The sequence below is a fragment of the Tunturibacter empetritectus genome (assembly GCF_040358985.1).
GTDB classification, from domain to species: domain Bacteria; phylum Acidobacteriota; class Terriglobia; order Terriglobales; family Acidobacteriaceae; genus Edaphobacter; species Edaphobacter empetritectus.
In genome coordinates, this window is sequence record NZ_CP132932.1 from 2,212,467 (window position 1) to 2,228,705 (window position 16,239).

At 59.6% G+C, this 16,239-nt stretch carries 17 protein-coding genes; 5 read left to right on the forward strand and 12 right to left on the reverse strand.

Annotation, left to right across the window (positions count from 1 at the left end; translation table 11 throughout):
* Window position 1: 1 nt before the first annotated feature.
* The 7 genes from RBB75_RS09240 to RBB75_RS09270 all read right to left on the reverse strand — a co-directional run bounded on the left by RBB75_RS09240 (window position 2) and on the right by RBB75_RS09270 (window position 6,388).
* Window positions 2–868, reverse strand: a complete 867-nt coding sequence (locus RBB75_RS09240) for an LpxI family protein (RefSeq protein ID WP_179640521.1) — start codon at window positions 866–868, stop codon at window positions 2–4.
* Between the two features lie 19 nt (window positions 869–887).
* Window positions 888–2,045, reverse strand: a complete 1,158-nt coding sequence (locus RBB75_RS09245; RefSeq protein ID WP_353070263.1) for a Gfo/Idh/MocA family protein — start codon at window positions 2,043–2,045, stop codon at window positions 888–890.
* Window positions 2,046–2,093: 48 nt separating this feature from the next.
* Entirely contained in the window at window positions 2,094–2,879 is a 786-nt protein-coding gene (lpxA, locus tag RBB75_RS09250; protein WP_179640523.1) for an acyl-ACP--UDP-N-acetylglucosamine O-acyltransferase, read from the reverse strand.
* Entirely contained in the window at window positions 2,876–3,397 is a 522-nt protein-coding gene (gene fabZ, locus RBB75_RS09255) for a 3-hydroxyacyl-ACP dehydratase FabZ (RefSeq protein WP_179640658.1), read from the reverse strand. Before fabZ ends, lpxA begins: the two co-directional genes overlap by 4 nt.
* Before the next feature lie 115 nt (window positions 3,398–3,512).
* Window positions 3,513–4,568: a cysteine synthase A gene (gene cysK / locus RBB75_RS09260; protein ID WP_353070264.1), complete on the reverse strand. Its 1,056-nt coding sequence runs from the start codon at window positions 4,566–4,568 to the stop codon at window positions 3,513–3,515.
* Window positions 4,569–4,617: 49 nt separating this feature from the next.
* Window positions 4,618–5,484 carry a hypothetical protein gene (locus RBB75_RS09265; protein WP_179640525.1) on the reverse strand — a complete coding sequence of 289 codons (867 nt, stop codon included), beginning with the start codon at window positions 5,482–5,484 and terminating at the stop codon, window positions 4,618–4,620.
* A gap of 88 nt (window positions 5,485–5,572) precedes the next feature.
* Entirely contained in the window at window positions 5,573–6,388 is an 816-nt protein-coding gene (locus RBB75_RS09270) for an SDR family NAD(P)-dependent oxidoreductase (RefSeq protein WP_179640526.1), read from the reverse strand.
* Window positions 6,389–6,478: 90 nt separating this feature from the next.
* On the opposite strand from RBB75_RS09270, the gene RBB75_RS09275 reads away from it, so the two are divergent.
* Window positions 6,479–6,868, forward strand: coding sequence for a DoxX family membrane protein (locus RBB75_RS09275; RefSeq protein ID WP_179640527.1), 390 nt, complete (start codon window positions 6,479–6,481; stop codon window positions 6,866–6,868).
* A gap of 43 nt (window positions 6,869–6,911) precedes the next feature.
* Here RBB75_RS09275 and RBB75_RS09280 read toward each other — a convergent pair whose 3' ends face one another.
* Complete coding sequence (locus tag RBB75_RS09280; RefSeq protein ID WP_306459734.1) at window positions 6,912–7,376, reverse strand: VOC family protein; 465 nt, start codon at window positions 7,374–7,376, stop codon at window positions 6,912–6,914.
* A gap of 207 nt (window positions 7,377–7,583) precedes the next feature.
* Between RBB75_RS09280 and RBB75_RS09285 the strand changes: the two genes are divergently transcribed.
* Window positions 7,584–10,037, forward strand: coding sequence for an ABC transporter permease (locus tag RBB75_RS09285; RefSeq protein ID WP_179640528.1), 2,454 nt, complete (start codon window positions 7,584–7,586; stop codon window positions 10,035–10,037).
* Between the two features lie 55 nt (window positions 10,038–10,092).
* On the opposite strand, the gene RBB75_RS09290 is transcribed toward RBB75_RS09285, so the two are convergent.
* Window positions 10,093–10,548, reverse strand: a complete 456-nt coding sequence (locus RBB75_RS09290; RefSeq protein ID WP_179640529.1) for an MmcQ/YjbR family DNA-binding protein — start codon at window positions 10,546–10,548, stop codon at window positions 10,093–10,095.
* Between the two features lie 528 nt (window positions 10,549–11,076).
* Between RBB75_RS09290 and RBB75_RS09295 the strand changes: the two genes are divergently transcribed.
* Entirely contained in the window at window positions 11,077–11,331 is a 255-nt protein-coding gene (locus RBB75_RS09295; protein WP_179640530.1) for a hypothetical protein, read from the forward strand.
* Between the two features lie 11 nt (window positions 11,332–11,342).
* Here the strand turns inward: RBB75_RS09295 and RBB75_RS09300 are convergent, their stop codons facing one another.
* Entirely contained in the window at window positions 11,343–11,840 is a 498-nt protein-coding gene (locus RBB75_RS09300) for a DUF2256 and DUF3253 domain-containing protein (protein WP_353070265.1), read from the reverse strand.
* 227 nt (window positions 11,841–12,067) lie between these two features.
* Between RBB75_RS09300 and RBB75_RS09305 the strand changes: the two genes are divergently transcribed.
* Together RBB75_RS09305 and RBB75_RS09310 are read left to right on the forward strand one after the other, a co-directional pair.
* Complete coding sequence (locus RBB75_RS09305) at window positions 12,068–13,258, forward strand: D-alanine--D-alanine ligase (protein WP_179640531.1); 1,191 nt, start codon at window positions 12,068–12,070, stop codon at window positions 13,256–13,258.
* Between the two features lie 57 nt (window positions 13,259–13,315).
* Window positions 13,316–13,951, forward strand: a complete 636-nt coding sequence (locus RBB75_RS09310; protein WP_353070266.1) for an energy transducer TonB — start codon at window positions 13,316–13,318, stop codon at window positions 13,949–13,951.
* A 116-nt stretch (window positions 13,952–14,067) separates the two neighbouring features.
* On the opposite strand, the gene RBB75_RS09315 is transcribed toward RBB75_RS09310, so the two are convergent.
* Together RBB75_RS09315 and RBB75_RS09320 are read right to left on the reverse strand one after the other, a co-directional pair.
* Window positions 14,068–15,321, reverse strand: coding sequence for a threonine ammonia-lyase (locus RBB75_RS09315; RefSeq protein ID WP_179640533.1), 1,254 nt, complete (start codon window positions 15,319–15,321; stop codon window positions 14,068–14,070).
* 53 nt (window positions 15,322–15,374) lie between these two features.
* Complete coding sequence (locus tag RBB75_RS09320; RefSeq protein WP_218884880.1) at window positions 15,375–16,229, reverse strand: prephenate dehydrogenase; 855 nt, start codon at window positions 16,227–16,229, stop codon at window positions 15,375–15,377.
* Window positions 16,230–16,239 lie beyond the last annotated feature (10 nt).

Genomic DNA, 16,239 nt, shown 5'->3' on the forward strand with positions numbered 1-16,239 from the left:
TTTACTTCGCGACGATCGTAATCCCAGCCTCGTCCGCTGCGCTGAAGATCGCCGCCGGGTCGAACATCAGCGTTCTCTCCGCCTCAATCGCCAGGCAGGTGGCGCCCGCAGCCTTCATGGTCTCAATCGTCGCAACGCCAATCACAGGCACATCAAAACGCATATCCTGATTGGGTTTGGCGACCTTCACCACCGTAAGCCTGCGCCGAAGCGTCGTCTCGCCTCCCGGTTCAAACGTCCGAAAGATCTCCCCGGCACGTGCAATCGTAGCATCGGTCCCTTCCATCGCCTCCACGGCCACGCAGGCCTGCGCCGCAATCACCACCGTCTGGCCAAGATCGTAACCCGCAATCGCCTGCGCCACCCCACGCCCATAGTCGATGTCCTTCTCTTCGTTCTCATCAGGAGCCCGCCGCGTAAGCACCCCAGCCTTTGCCAGCAGCGGCTCCAGATACTGTGTCGAGGAGATCAACTCAATCCCCTCATCGCCCAGAACCTTCGCCACTGCACCCAGCAGCATATCGGTATTCCGCGTGCGCAGGTTCAGCAGTAACTTCGCCAGTCGCCAGTCCGGACGAATGCTCGAGAAGATCTGCTTATGCTTCACCTGTCCGGCCATCACGGCCCGTGTCACGCCCTCTGCGCGAAAGGTCTCGATCAGCCGGGAGAGTTCGCCGAGCGAAAGCCAGTGGACGCGAACTCCGTCATCGGCAGCCGCACGGTCGTTCATCTCAGGGTCGGTCTCCTCAGTAATCGCCGCAACCACAACCTGCAATCCATGCGCTCGCGCAGCATCCAGCAGAAGAAACGGAAAGCGCCCGTTCCCCGCAATCAACCCCAACTTCTCTGATGCACTCGATAGACTCATTTTTCCACGTCGAGACAAACTACTTGGCCGCCGCCGCAACTTCACGAGCGAGATAGATCGTCTTCCCACTCTGCGCGGACCGGCGTGCAGCATCCAGAATACGAACCACTGTAATGTTGGTGTCCAGCGAGTTCAGATCATGCTCCGGCTTCACCGTCCCGGCCAGAACCGCGGCAAGATAGTTCAACGAATCATTCTGCGGAGCCTGCAGCGGTGGCGCAGTCTCCACGTGTTCCGCCTTCTCCCCGGTCAATCGCGCGCGAAGCTTCGCACCAGGCGCAGCATCCTCATACACCGTATCCACATAGCCCGTCGCTCCGTAGATCTCCATATCCTTCCGTGCAAAAGGCCAGTTCCACGAGCCCTGAAGGATCGCCTGCGCATGCGGATAGGTCAGAACCACCGTGCTGTCATCATCGACGTTGGGATAGATCTTCGGCTTGATCTGCAGCGTAACCGCAGTCACCGAAATCGGAAGCTCCCCATGCAGAATCCACGTCGCAAGATCCACTCCATAGCAGCCAAAGTCGAACAGAGCACCCGCACCATTCTGCTTCGGATCCGTCAGCCAGGTCAAAAACTCCGGATCAACCCCAATCTCCTTCGGACCCTCGTGGCCGTCATGCACCACCAGCTTGCGCAGATCGCCAATCTTGCCCTCTTCCAGCATCTTCACCGCAGCAGTGTTCGAGTTGTACCAGGTCGTCTCATAGTTGGTCAGTACAGGAACGTTGTACCTCTCGGACAGAGCCTGAATCGCAAGCGCGTCCTCCACCGTAGTGGCCAGCGGCTTCTCCACCATCGCCGCAATATGAAGCGGCGCAGCCTCCTCAATCGCTGCTCGGTGCCCCGCAATCGACGTATAAACCAGAATCGCCTGCGGTTGCGTATGCTTCAACATCTCCGCTTCGGTCGCGAAGAACAGATCTCCCGACAGGTGAGTCTTCGCAATATACTTCTGGCGCAGCGCTGGATCAGGATCGGAGATGCCCACAAGCGTGATCTCAGGATGAGCCGCAAGCTTACCCAGGAAACCCTGCACGTGGCCATGAACCAGTCCAACAATAGCCACGCGCACAGGCGGTGCCGCTTGAGCCTCACCGGCTGTTGAAAGAGAGAGAGTCGCGGCGAGAAGGGAAGCAGCAACGACGAAACGATTCGCAAACGGCAAGATCATAGCGGACCAACTCCAATCGGATTCTGTGTGCTGAAGACTGCGAAACTCTTACTTGATAATCCCACGCTCGCTGTTAGCAATAAAGTCGGCGAGATACGCCACATGCTCCCCCGCGCCGCCGGAGGCGATCGTCTCGCGGATAGCCGCCAGGGCATCAGTGGTGTTGAGCTTCGAAGCAAGCAGCGTGCGATAAGCCACGCGTAGCTCCTTCAGCTGTTGCGGAGTAAATCCCCGCCGCTCCAAACCGACCTTGTTCAAACCGTAGGCGTGGTTGTTTCGTTCAATCGAAGTCAGCGAGTACGGAAGTACATTCTGCGTAATCGTCGTCCCACCCCCGATATAAGCGTACCTCCCGATCCGGCAGAACTGATGCACCGGACACAGCGCACCAACCACCGCATAGTCTTCCACCGTCACATGCCCCGCCAGCGTAGCCGAGTTCGCAAGAATACATCCATTGCCGATCTGCGAGTCATGCCCAATGTGCGTATACGCCATAATCAGGCACTCACTCCCGACCCTGGTAGTTCCACCGCCGCCCTGGGTCCCGCGCGAGATCGTTACATACTCCCGAATCGTGTTGCCATCGCCGATCTCCAACCGCGTCGGCTCGCCCGCATACTTTAAATCCTGCGGCGAGATTCCGAGGCACGCAAACGAAAAGACACGATTCCCGCGCCCCATCGTAAGATGCCCGTCGAGCACGACATGCGAAATCAGCTCACACTCCTCGCCCACCACAACATCAGGGCCAACCGTGCAGTAAGGACCAACCGTGCAGCTTGCAGGAATCTTCGCTCCCGCCGCAACGATCGCTGTCGGATGTATGCTCACTCCGCAGGAGCCTCCGGCGCCGCCTTCTTTACCACCCGCGGCACCACCTGACACATCACCGTAGCGTCGCACACCAGCTTGCCATCCACCGTGATGTTCCCCAGCATCTTCACCGCGCGGCTCCTCCACTGCTGCACCGTCACCTCGATGCGAAGCTGATCCCCCGGCAGCACCGGCCGCCGAAACCGCGCACTCTCAATCCCGGTAAATACCATCAGCTTCTGGTCGCGATCTGGAATCTCCGTCAGCAGCAGCGCCCCACCCGTCTGCGCGATAGCCTCCACCATCAGAACCCCGGGCATAATCGGGTAGTCCGGAAAGTGCCCCTGAAAGTGCGGCTCGTTGATCGTCACATTCTTGATCGCCACAATCCGCTGTTTCCGCTCCATCTCAATCACGCGGTCGATCAGCAAAAAAGGGTAGCGGTGCGGCAGCAGGGACATGATCTCGAGGATGTCCATCGTAGTGCGTGCCGCAATCTGTTCGTCGGCAATCTGATCCGTCGTAGTCTCACTCATGGCAAAGATGAGTATAAACGCCAGACCTATCATCGCGACCAACGGGAGCGCCAACCGAAGGGGTATATCCGTCACGAAGTGACCGCCGCCCGCGCAGGGCGCCCGTCCGGCAGGACTACCCCGCCGGCTGCAGCTGCGCCCCCGGAGTCGACCGCGAGATCGCCAGCTCCTCCGGCGTCATATCCACCGCAATATCCGCAAACAGCGGCGTACTCAGGTACCGCTCTCCCGTATCCGGCAGCATGCACAGCACAGTCGACCCCTTCGCCGCCTCCGCGCACACCTTCAGCGCCCCGGCAAAGGTCGCACCCGACGTAATCCCCACGAAGATCCCCTCCTTCAGCGCCAGCTCCCGGCTGCACTTGATCGCATCGGCGTTCGCAATCCGGATCACCTGGTCGATCCGGTGTTCATCAATCGCATCCTGCGTCAGGCTCGAGATAAAATCCGGGCTCCAACCCTGCTGTGGATGCGGAGTCCACGCCGGGTGGCTCCCCGAAGGTGTCCGATCCGCATTCCGCGGCTGTGCCTCCCCGCTCGAGATCATCGGTGCCACATCCGGCTCACACACCACAATCTTCGTCTCCGGCCGCTTCTCCGCCAGCACCCGAGCCACACCCTTCAGCGTCCCCCCCGTACCAAAACCCGTCACCCAGTAATCCAGCCGGTCGCCCTCAAAGTCCCTCAGAATCTCCTGCGCCGTCGTCCGCGAGTGCATCTCCGCATTCGCCTCATTCTCAAATTGCAGCGTCCTGAACCACCCATGCTTCTCCGCCAGCTCATTAGTCTTCTTGATCATCCCCACGGCCCGCTCTGCCGCCGGCGTCAGCACAATCTTCGCCCCCAGAAACCGCATCAGCTTCCGCCGCTCAATGCTGAACGTCTCCGCCATCACCACCACCAGCGGATACCCCTTCTGCGCGCACACCATCGCCAACCCAATGCCCGTGTTCCCGCTCGTAGCTTCAATCACCGTCTGCCCCGGCTTCAGCGTCCCACGGCGCTCCGCATCCTCAATCACACCCAGCGCCAGCCTGTCCTTCACTGACCCCAGCGGATTGAACGCCTCCACCTTCACATAAAGATCCACATCCGGCGGCGCAAGCTTGTTGATGCGAACCACCGGCGTATCTCCTACCGTCTCCAGAATATTTGCGAACTTCCGTTTCATATCGTCTCGCTCCTTCAGTCTGCACAGAGTCTACTCATGCCCGGTCGTCTTACTGCTTTTTCTTCAGCAACACATCCGGATTGAACATATCCGGAGCCGCATCCACGTCATACTCCACCTTCAGCAGAAACGTCTCGCTCGCCAGATCCCCATTGTGATATCTGCTGATCGTCACCGCCGTCGGAAGCCCCTGGATCGTGTGGTAGTCCGCATACTCCTCCGCGTCTTCGTCGTAGTCCTTGAAGGTCTCATTCCTCCACTCAAAGGTACGCCGCAACGGCAGATGCGTCGTTGCATCCAGGTACAGCGTCACCCCGTCGTTGTTCGCCGAAAGAATCGACACCTTGTCCGCCAACTGCCGCTCCACCATGCTCGTCCCCTCATACACCACCACCACCCCCGGAGCCTTCAGCCACGTATTCACCACCGCCTCCACCGAGTGCTCCTGCCGCCGGTAGAAATCCTCGACCTGATCCTTAGGCAGCTCAACCCGGCCCTTATACGTCACCTCGTACCCCTTGCCCGCCGTCCATATCTGCACAATATCGATCTTCTTACCTGGCAGAAGGATGCTCTTATCCGTAATAAATCCCACCCGCAGCGCCGCGAACCGGTCAGCCGTCGCAAACTGCCGCGTTGAAGTAAAGTCAATCACAATCCCCGTAGGCGTACCGTGAAAGAACCGCCCGATATGCCCAAGCTCCCGCATATTCCGTCGATGGAGCCACGCATCCCCCCCCAGCGCCTCCACCATCTCATCCAGCAGCTTGCGCCCACGCTGCTCTGGCGTCTGTCCCGCAGGCATCACTGGCGCAGCACTGGGAATCTCGCTGGCCTGCGACCACAGCGACTGAGTCGACGCCAGACCAAGGACGAGCACTATGCCGAAGTTCAGAATGCGTCTAATAATCTTCACGATCTCCTTGTCGTCATCCTGACCCTGAGCGAAGTCGAACGGGGAAGGATCCCCGTATTTCGTTGTTGTTTGTTCCTGCCTGTAACGCTCATCCGACCAGCACCGCGCCGCCATTCACATTGAAGATCTCGCCCGAGATAAACCCAGCGAACGGCGTACAAAGAAAAAGTACAGGAGCAGCAATCTCATCCACATGCGCCGGCCGCCCCAGCGGGATCAGAGACAGCAGCTTCTTCGAGACCACAGGGTCGCTCAGCACCCCAGCCGAAGCATCGGTCGCCACCCATCCCGGCGCAACGCAGTTGCAATAAATCCCCTCGCCGATCAGCTCCGTCGACAAGCTCTTCGTCAAGCTGATCAGCGCCCCCTTCGTAGCCGCATAGTCCACATGGAACGCCTCGCCCCGCTGCCCCGCGGTAGAGCTGATCAAAACAATATGCCCCCGCGCCGACCCAACCTGCGCCTGAGCCTTCGGCTGAATCTTCATCTGCGCCACCGCCGTCCGCACCACACCAAACACGCTATCCAGATTCGTCCCCATCGTCGAACGCCACTGCTCACTAGTCATCTCCGCGATCGGCGCATCATGAGCAGGCCACACCCCATGATTCAGAATCGCGCAGTCCACCCGCCCGAACGCTGCCACCGCAGCACGCACCAGCGCCGCGCCATCCTCCGGGGTAGACAAAGTCTGCTCCACCGCACGGCACACCGCCGCACCGCCGCACTCAGCAACAATTGCCTCGGCCTCCTTCGTCGCAGACCGGTAGTTGAAGACCACCTTCGCCCCCGCCTGCCGAAACATCCGCACCGTCGCCGCGCCGATCCCGCGTGAGCCGCCCGTAATCAGCGCAACCCTCCCGGCCAGCGACATCGTCACACCAGAGCCACCGCTACTCAACATAGATTCCACTTATCCAATCATTCTTCTTGACGCCATTGAAGCACACACAGAGAATTCTCTACCAGATCCCCTCGAAGGAGTTCGCCGACCATGAAAATCGCCGTCCTGATCGCACGCATTCTGCTTGGACTAGTCTTTCTCGTATTTGGTCTCAACGCCTTCTTCCACTTCATCCCCATGCAGCCCATCCCTGGCGACGCCGGCGTCATGGCCACTCTCATGTACACTCACGGCTGGCTCACCTTCCACGGTGTCCTCTACACCGTCGCCGGCATCCTTTTGATCGTAGGCCGCTACGTCCCCGTAGCCCTGGTGATCCTCGGCCCAATCCTTGTCAATATCCTCGTCTTCCACCTGACCCTGACCGGAGGCGCAGGAATCGGACCCGGCCTCGTCTGCACTGTCCTGGAGATCTTCCTCATCTGGGCCTACTGGCCAGCCTTCGAAGGAATCTTCACCCCCAACGGCCTCCGAGCCTAGCTGCTGTCCGCTTTCGTCTTCCGAACCGATGTAGCGAAGGCTCTCAGCTCTTCCTCGCGGCGGCTTCGAGTGCGGTCAGATCCATCTTGATCATCCCCATCATGGCTTGCATCGCTTTGGGGTGATTGACCAACTCGCCGATATGGCGTGGCACAATCTGCCAACAGAGGCCGTAGCGGTCTGTCAGCCAGCCGCAGGCCATCGGTTTGCCGCCTTCGATCAACTTGCCCCAATAGCTGTCGATCTCCTCCTGGGAGTCGCAGCGGACAAAGAACGAGAAGGCGGGGCTGAGCTGATGCGCGGGGCCGCCATTGAGAAAGACCATCTCCTGCCCTTCAAGCTCGATCGTGATCGTGGCAATCTTGCCCACGGGCCACGGACCAACGCCCTTGGAACGCAGCTCGTCGAGCCGGCGCGCATGCGGAAAGACGCTCAGGTAAAACTCTGCAGCTTCTTCCGCGTTGTCATCGAACCACAGGAATGGCGCAACTTTGTTCATGGTTGGCATGGTAGCAATGGGAACTCCGTGACGACAAGCCGACCTATCTTTACTGTCCGCTTACGAACATCTTTTCTCGATTCTGGACGAAACAGTGTGCCGCCGAGAGAGATACCCGTCGCAACAAACTGAAATCGAGGCACTTGCTGCGAAGCCGTTTGGTTGAAGGAATGCTGTACCGCTTTGACAGTTTTTTGTCGCGCCGGGAGGCCTCTGATGCAGACACTGCTCCAGGATCTACGATTCAGCGTTCGCACCCTGCGTAAGTCGCCCGGCTTCGCGCTTACCGCCATTCTTACTTTGGCGTTGGGAATCGGCTCAGTCACCTCGGTCTTCAGCGTCGTAGACTCCGTCCTGCTGAAGCCGTTCGCCTTCCCGCAGCCGAACCGCCTGGTCGTGCTGCGTGAGACAACACGCGAGATGAACGGCGCTCCCAGTCCCGACAACTACAAACACTATCTCAACTGGAAGGCCAACTCGAAGACTCTCGCTGATGCGGCGATCTTTCGCAACGATACCTTCAGTGTCTCTTCGGGTACGGATCATCCGGAGATCTTGGGAGGGTTGGATATCTCTCCGGAGTTCTTCTCAGTGCTTGGCGTGGAGCCTATGCTGGGACGAAGCTTCCTGCCGTCCGAAACGGTCAAAGGTCACGATAGTGTTGTCATACTGGCCTGGAGCGCCTGGCAGAGATACTTTGCCGGTGACCCTGGCGTGATCGGTCGCACCTTGACTATAGGTGGAATCCCCCAAACGGTGGTTGGCGTTCTACCGCAAGCCTTCAGCTTTCCCCACATGAACGAGATGGCTACCGCCGTCTCCCAGCGCGAGGTCCACGCCTACGAGATCTTTCAACCGCTCGTCCCATATCCCAGCTTTATGAACGATACTGGCGGCTACGATTTCCTCGTAGTTGGCCGTATGAAAGCAGGCATCTCCCCGGCGCAGGTGGAGAGCGAACTGGGCGGCCTGCAACAGGCCTTCGTGAAGAATGCTCATATTGCTCTGCATCCGTGGATCGTTGTGGAATCGCTGAAGCAGGAGGTGGCCGGCGGCGTGAGCACGGCGTTGTGGCTGCTGCTGGCCGCTGTCGGTGCGGTATTGCTGATCGCCTGCGTGAATCTGGCAAACCTGCAAATGGCCCGCGCCGTCGCGCGCGAACGCGAGGTGGCCGTGCGGGCAGCGCTTGGTGCAAGCCGGAGACGGCTGATGCGCTCCACGTTGATGGACAGCGTCGTTCTGGCCGTGGCCGGAGGAGCGCTGGGGCTCCTGCTGTCGTTTACCGGGGTGCGACTCTTTATCGCGGCAGCTCCCTCCAGCTTGCCCCGGCTGAACGAGACACACGTGAGTTGGCCGATTCTACTTGCCGCAGCAGGACTGTCGATTTTGACGGCTTTACTGTTTGGTGTGCTTCCCGCAATGCGGTCGATGCGGGTCGATCCGCAGTCGGCGATGCAGGCCAGCTCCAATCGCGTCGCTAACTCTCGTCAGGGACAGCGAACGCGCAATCTCCTTGTTGCCGGGGAAGTGGCCTCCACGGTAGTGTTGCTGATCGTTACTGGGCTCATAATGCGTAGTTTTTCACGGCTGCTGATGAAGCAGCGCGAGTTCGACTCCAGTCATGTCACGTTAGCGCAGGTGGATCTCGATGCGCCACAGTACGGCGACACGATGAATGGCTCGGATAAGGTACGGGCGCAATTTATGGATCGCGCACTCGAGAGCCTGGGCCAGATGCCTGGTGTGCAATCGGTAGCTATGACGAGCGAGATGCCGCTCGCAGGCGAGACGTGGATAGACGGCATCTACCGGCCGGATCATCCAGTGCCGCAAAATCAGGAGCCCACCGCAAATATGCGTTGGGTCAGCCCGAGTTACCTCGATACGCTCAGGATTCCCCTGATCGAGGGGCGGAATCTTCAGGCGTCGGATCGGGACCATCCGACGAACGCACTGATCTCTCAGCAGACGGCCCGCGCCATATGGCCCGGCGAAGACCCTCTCGGAAAGACCTTCACGACCGGAGACACCGATACATTCACCGTCGTCGGCGTGGTCGCCGATGCGCGTATCAACGACCTTAAGAAGACAGCCAGCATGATCTACCTGCCGTACTGGCAGAACCCCTGGTGGCGGGCGTATTTTCTCGTCCGCAGTTCGCAGCCTGCGTCCGCGCTCACCGATTCCATTCGCCGTGAGGTATGGAAGATCGATCCGCAGGTAGCGATTCCGGTGCTCAAATCACTCGACGATCAGGTGAATGATTCGGTGGCAACCGAACGTTTCCAGACGATGCTTCTAGGGAGCTTCGGCTTGGCGGCGCTTCTGCTTGCTCTGCTCGGGGTCTATGGCGTACTGGCTTATTCGGTCTCGTTGCGCGAGCAGGAGTTCGGGATTCGTATGGCGCTCGGCTCCGGCAAAGCGGCGTTGATGCGGCACGTCGTACAACAGGCGGCTGTCTCAGTGGTCGGGGGTGTGGTTACGGGACTGGTGCTTGCCTCGGTGGCAACACGTTGGGTCGCAAGTCTACTCTACGAAACCAGGGCTGCCGATCCGGTAGCCGTCTCGGCTAGTGTCGCAATATTACTCGTTGCGTCGCTTCTGGCAACACTGCTGCCCGCCCATCGCGCAGCCTCGGTGGACCCCATAAAAGCCCTCAAAATGGAATAGACGGGTCCGTAATTTTTACGCTTGGAATAAAGGCCGCCAGAAGCAATCAAACCGCTCACCGGCCTTTAGTAGCCTTCGCAGCCAGCACCTTCCTGCGCTCCGCAATCAACCGCTTCTGCTGAGTCGCAGGCATCTCAAGCACCGCGCGAACCTTTGGCGGCAGCTTCGCCAGCGTCAGCCCATGCGCCGCACTCAGCTCCCGCTCCCACTCCGCCTTGCGAAATACACTCCATCCCGCCACCGCGACCCAGAAGATGCGAGCCACGTACGGCGCGGGAAAGATCCCATCCACCTCTAGCAGCTCTGGGTAACGCTCCGGCCCGGCGAGGTACGAGATCACGCGAGCCCTCTCACTCCGCTCCTGTCCCTCGCTCTGGTCCAGCGGCAGCATCACAAACATCTTGCCGCCAATCGCCTTATCCCCCGCCCAGAACAAAAGCCCGCCCCACTGCGCCGTCTCCACCACATGCGGCAGACTCAGCAGATACGCGCGAACCCGTTCCACGTCCATCCCGGCAGTATAGTCCGTGCGTTAGGCAGCCTTGCGATGCGGATTCGGCTTGCCTTGCTTCTCCAGCTTGCTCGCGGCGGCAGCCTTCTGCGTCGCGCGTTTTGTAGCCTTACTGTGTTTACCAGGCTCCGGCTCACAGCTTCCCTTCGTGCCAGGCGTTTTCCCCGGGGTAGGTTCAAAGCCTGGCCAGCACGGATTGCTCTTCTTGGAACTTGAGGTCTTCTTGCTTGATGTCTTTGACCTAGAGGTTTTCACTGATTTCTTTGCAGTCGCTTTCTTCGCGGTTGTCATCGTAGCTAAGATGATCTGTTCGCAGCGGTCCGATGTCCAGAGAACATAAGGCATTTCAACGCGATAACAATTAGCTCGAGGATTTTTCGAGCGTTAAATCACACAGTCGATGCGCAAACAAGGCAGGAACTCAGGATATATCTCCTTGATTGACGCACCCGATGCGATTATTCTGTGTCAAAGTCGAGAAGGAACACGCACCGCGATCCTTCTCCATCGACAGGACTGGAGGGTTGAATGGCTGCAAGCGAAGGATTTCACCGCATCACCACTCTCGGACGGAGAATAGCTGTAAGCGGTGCGCTCGTGCTTCTGCTCGGCTTCTTCATTCGGCTATGGGAATCAAGGGCAATCACGCCGATGTATTCTGCTGCTCGATTCTTCCTCGGCCCCGGTTATCTTCTGATGCTAGTTGGCGGGCTGCTTCTCATCGTTGCATGGATTGGAGAAGGCTTTATTGCGAACCGCGACTCCGGGATTCCCTCCGCGTAGCTCGTCGCTCCTCAACGCAGTCGTAAACGAATAGCTCCCTTTGCCGTGGAAGGATCAACCACCTGCCCATGCTGCGTCACCACGATCTTCCCTGCCGCAACCAGCCGTCGGGCCGCAGCCCGTGCAGGCTCCATCAAACCCTCCCAATCCCGCCGGCTCTCCAGCCCACCCACCGCCTTCGCCGCCTCCGAAGGACAGATCGTCTTATCCCGCCCCCGCTCCGCCAACAGCTCAAGGATCGTTGCTTCGAGCGCAGCGTCCAACTCCCCGGGCTTGTGCCCTCTGCACGCATCGCTGCAATACTTGATCACATCCCAGTCACGCTCCCACTTCTTGCGCCACTCAAACGAGCGCCCACACGTCTTGCAGATCTTGTCCTTGTGCGGGGTCATGCGTTCGGGTTTGCGCTTGCGGTCCGGCATAAAAAGAAGGAGCAGAAGCCCACATAAAAGAAGGGTTAGAAGCCCATAAAAAGAAGGATGCAGGGAGACGCGGAGCCATCCCTTCACCTAATGTAAATTCCTGAAAAATTTTGCAAAAAGTTGGCGTATTTTTTAGCCCCGGAAAAATGACGGCTAAAACACCACGTCAACCACGCAAATCACCACATCTTCACCACAAAAAACCACCACAAAACACACCAAATTTCACAAAACCCCCAGCAAAAGACCACTTCGATACCCAGCATTTTTTTCCCGCAGAACCATCCGGATTTAGGAGAGACTTGTACCTACTCATGACGAAAACGACGAAACAAAAGAAACAGACCCCCCAGCCCTCCCCCAAAAAACTCCGCGTCGGCATCCTCTTCGGTGGCCGCTCCGGCGAGCACGAGGTCTCCCTCCTCTCCGCCGCCTCCATCCTCAACTCCATCGATCAGGGAAAATACGAAGTAATCCCCGTAGGAATCACCAAACAAGGCCAGTGGCTCACCTCCACCGCCGCCCAGCACCTCCTCGCCGGCAACACAAAACCCGCGTCAATCCAGAAAAAACGCGCCGCCACTAACTCCATCGAACTCCGTGCCAGCGCCAATCTCGCTCAACAGAACGGCTCCTTCGCCCAATCCCTCGACGTCATCTTCCCCGTCCTCCACGGCACATTCGGCGAAGACGGCACCATCCAGGGCCTCTTCGAACTAGCCGACATCGCCTACGTAGGCTCCGGCGTCCTCGGCTCCGCCACCGGCATGGACAAGTCCGTCATGAAGCAGCTCTTCGCCGCCGCCGGCCTGCCCCAAACCCCGCACGTCAACCTCCTGCGTAGCGAGTGGAAGGCCGACGCCAAACGCTGCATCAAGCGCATCGAAAAAAAGCTCGACTACCCTGTCTTCGTAAAACCCGCGAATCTAGGCTCTTCCGTAGGCATCAGCAAAGTCCACGACCGCACCGAGCTGGCCCCCGCGATGGACCTCGCCGCCAGCTACGACCGCAAGCTCATCATCGAGCAGGGAGTCGGCGGCCCCGGAGCAAAGCCCCGCGAACTCGAAGTAGCCGTCCTCGGCAACGACTCCCCCGAAGCCTCCGTCGTCGGCGAAATCGTACCCGGCGCAGAGTTCTACGACTATAACGCCAAGTACCACTCCGACGCCTCCATCCCCATCATCCCTGCCAAGCTCTCCAAGTCCGAGTCAAAACAGATCCGCGAGATGGCCATCGCCGCCTTCCGCGCCTGTGACTGCGCCGGCCTCGCCCGCGTCGACTTCCTCATGGAACCGGCCGTCGTAAATAAGAAGGGCAGGGAATCAAAGCCCGCCCGCATCTACCTCAACGAAATCAACACCATGCCCGGCTTCACCAGCATCAGCATGTACCCCAAGCTATGGGAGGCCACCGGTCTTCCCTACAGACAACTCATCGACCGCCTCATCGCCCTCGCCGCCGATCACCATCAGGAAAAGCAACAGACCACCTTCACTCGCGTCTAACTAGAGTCAAAACAAACAGCACCCGCGATGCAAAGAGACGCAGAGAAAGGAGGAGACATGGAAACCATCGGCAAGCCCGTCACATCTCCACGCCGCCCACCGACGTACGCCATCGCCTCCTCCCTTCTCCACTTGCTCCTCGTCGCCGCGTTCTTTCATCAGAGCGCCTCCTGGGTTGCCCCCATCCGTCTCCCCGGCAGCCCCCACGGAACCAACCTCCTGCTGACCTACTCCCCCGGCAAAGCCCCGCTGCAAACCTCCGCCCCGAACCCCAAAACCCAGCCCAGACAGGCCCAATCCGCCACTCCGCTGCCAACTCCACCCACGCAAAAGCCGAAAGAAACCACCGCCTCTCCCAACACCAGCTCCCCAGCCTCCGCCCAGCCAGACTCAGCCGCAGGCGCCGACTCGCTAGGCTCCGGCAACATCAACATCGCCCTGGTCAGCTACTTTCCGACACCCAAGCCCGACCTCTCCGTCCTTCCCCGCGGCACCAAAGGCGACGTCATCCTCGATATCGTCATCGACACCACAGGCAAGATCGCCGACATCAAGATGACCAGCGGCCTCGGTCACGGCATAGACGAAAACGTCATCGCAACCGTCCAGCAGTGGACCTTCCATCCCGCCACCAAAGACGGCCAGCCCGTAGCCAGCGAACAAGAACTTCACTTCCACTACGAAAAAGCCTAGCTGCTCTCGCTGCCAAGCAACGCGCTGCCCGGTACATTCACCTTACCAAGACCGGTACACAAGTCACGAAGTGACCGCCCACCGCGCAGGCGCCCCGTCCGGCAGGACATCGCATCTCAAACCACCTGGCTGTACCTATAACCTCCAGCCGTCATCGCGGCCAGCAACTCCTCTACCTGCTCTCGCCCACGAGTCTCCATCGTAATATCGATCGTCGTATCGCCCAGGTTCACGCCGTAATACGCTCGGTTATACAGCGTATCCACGATGTTCGCGCGATACTTCGCGATCAACAGCGTCAGCTCCGCCAGCGCCCCCGGCTTATCCAGCAGATGAATCCGCAGTCGGATCATCCTTCCATCCTGCACCAGGCCGCGTTCGATGATTCTGCTCAGCAACGTCACATCGATATTTCCGCCGCACACCATCACCGCGGTATGAGCCCCATTCAACGTCGTCTTCTTCTGCAACAATGCCGCCAGCGCCGCAGCTCCAGCGCCCTCGGCCAGAGTCTTTTCCCGCTCGAGCAGAACAAGAATCGCCGAAGCAATCTCATCTTCGTCAACAGTCACGATCTCATCGACATACCGCTCGACAACGGGAAACGTGGCGTCTCCTACACGCCGTACCGCGATACCATCAGCAATTGTGGTCGAGGCCTCCAGAGTCACCGGATGACCCGCCGCGCGCGCCGCCACCATCGAAGGCAATCTGGACGTCTGCACCCCGATCACGCGAATCTCAGCCCGCGAAGCCTGATGGCAAGCCTCCTTGATCGCGCAGGCGATCCCGCCGATCAGGCCGCCGCCGCCGATCGGCACCACCACCGCCTCCAGTTGAGGCACCTGCTCCAGCAACTCCAGCCCAATCGTGCCCTGCCCCGCCATCACCACCGCATCGTCGAACGGATGAATAAACGTCATCCCCTCCGCCTCGCAAAGCCGCGTAGCCTCCTCGCAAGCCTCGTCGTAGTTGGCCCCATGCAGCACCACCTCCGCCCCAAATCCACGCGTCGCCGTCACCTTCACCAGCGGCGTCGCCAGCGGCATCACAATCAGCGCACGAATCCCCCGCTTCGTCGCATGGTAGGCAACGCCCTGCGCATGGTTTCCCGCGCTCGCAGCGACCACCCCCCGCGCAGCCTGCTCCGGCGTCAGCAGCGCAATCCGGTTCAGCGCCCCGCGCTCTTTGAACGAGCCCGTCATCTGCAGGTTTTCCAGCTTCAGATACACCTGCTGCCCAGTCAGCGCAGACAGCATCTGCGAGTGCGGGCACGGCGAGTAGTAGATCGCCTCACGCACCCGCTCCCGCGCCGCGGCTACATCGGCAAGGCTGATACTGAGTTGGCTTATCGAATCCTTCACAGGCATTATGATCTCTCTTCAAACTCGCAAAACATCAATCCTCTAGCGTAAAAATCGAATCATCGCCGCTGACGAAACCTATTCGCCAGCGCAAACTCATCCCGCAACTCCGGCGTCCGCAGATTCTCCCGAACATGCTGCAATCGCTGTTCAAACGCCAGCAGCGTATCGGCGACCGGCCCCGAGTTGGTCATCGCGACATCCCGCCACATACTGTACGGGCTGGCTCCCAACCGCGTCGTCTCCCTCAGCGCACGTCCTCCGATCGCCGCAATCTCCGGAGCATCGCCAAACCTTTCTTCCAGCAGTGCTGACAACGCAGTCGAGAGCATCTGCGGCAGATGACTCACCCACGCGCACATCTCGTCGTGCCGCATCGCATCCATGTCCAGCATCCGCGACCCGAAGCAGCCAATCCATCCACGCCACTCCCTCTCCATCGCCGTCGTCTCGGGCGTGATCGGCGTGAACAACCACATCGCGCCATCAAAAAGTCCAGCCTCCGCCAGCAGAGCCCCTCCGGACTCTTTGCCCGCCATCGGATGTCCAGGAAGAAAAACGGCGGTTGTATCTCCCGCAAATAACTCCCGCGCCAGCTCCACAATCTCGAGCTTCGTGCTCCCAACATCGGTCACCAGCTGCCCCGAACGCAGCACCGGCGCCAACTGTTGCATCCAGTCTTTGATCGCAAGCACCGGCACCGCCAGCACAATCACATCCGCCAGCCTGGCCAGCTCCAGAGCGTTCTCGCGGCTCGCCGCCCTGCCATCGATCGCGCCCATCTGCACCGCGGAAGCCATTTCGAGTTGACTGTTATCCCATCCGTCGATGCGCCCCCCAAAGCCAGCCGCACGCAGCGCCAAGCCCGTCGAAGCGCCAATCAATCCCGTCCCAATGATGAAAACCCGCTCCATTATGCCCGAA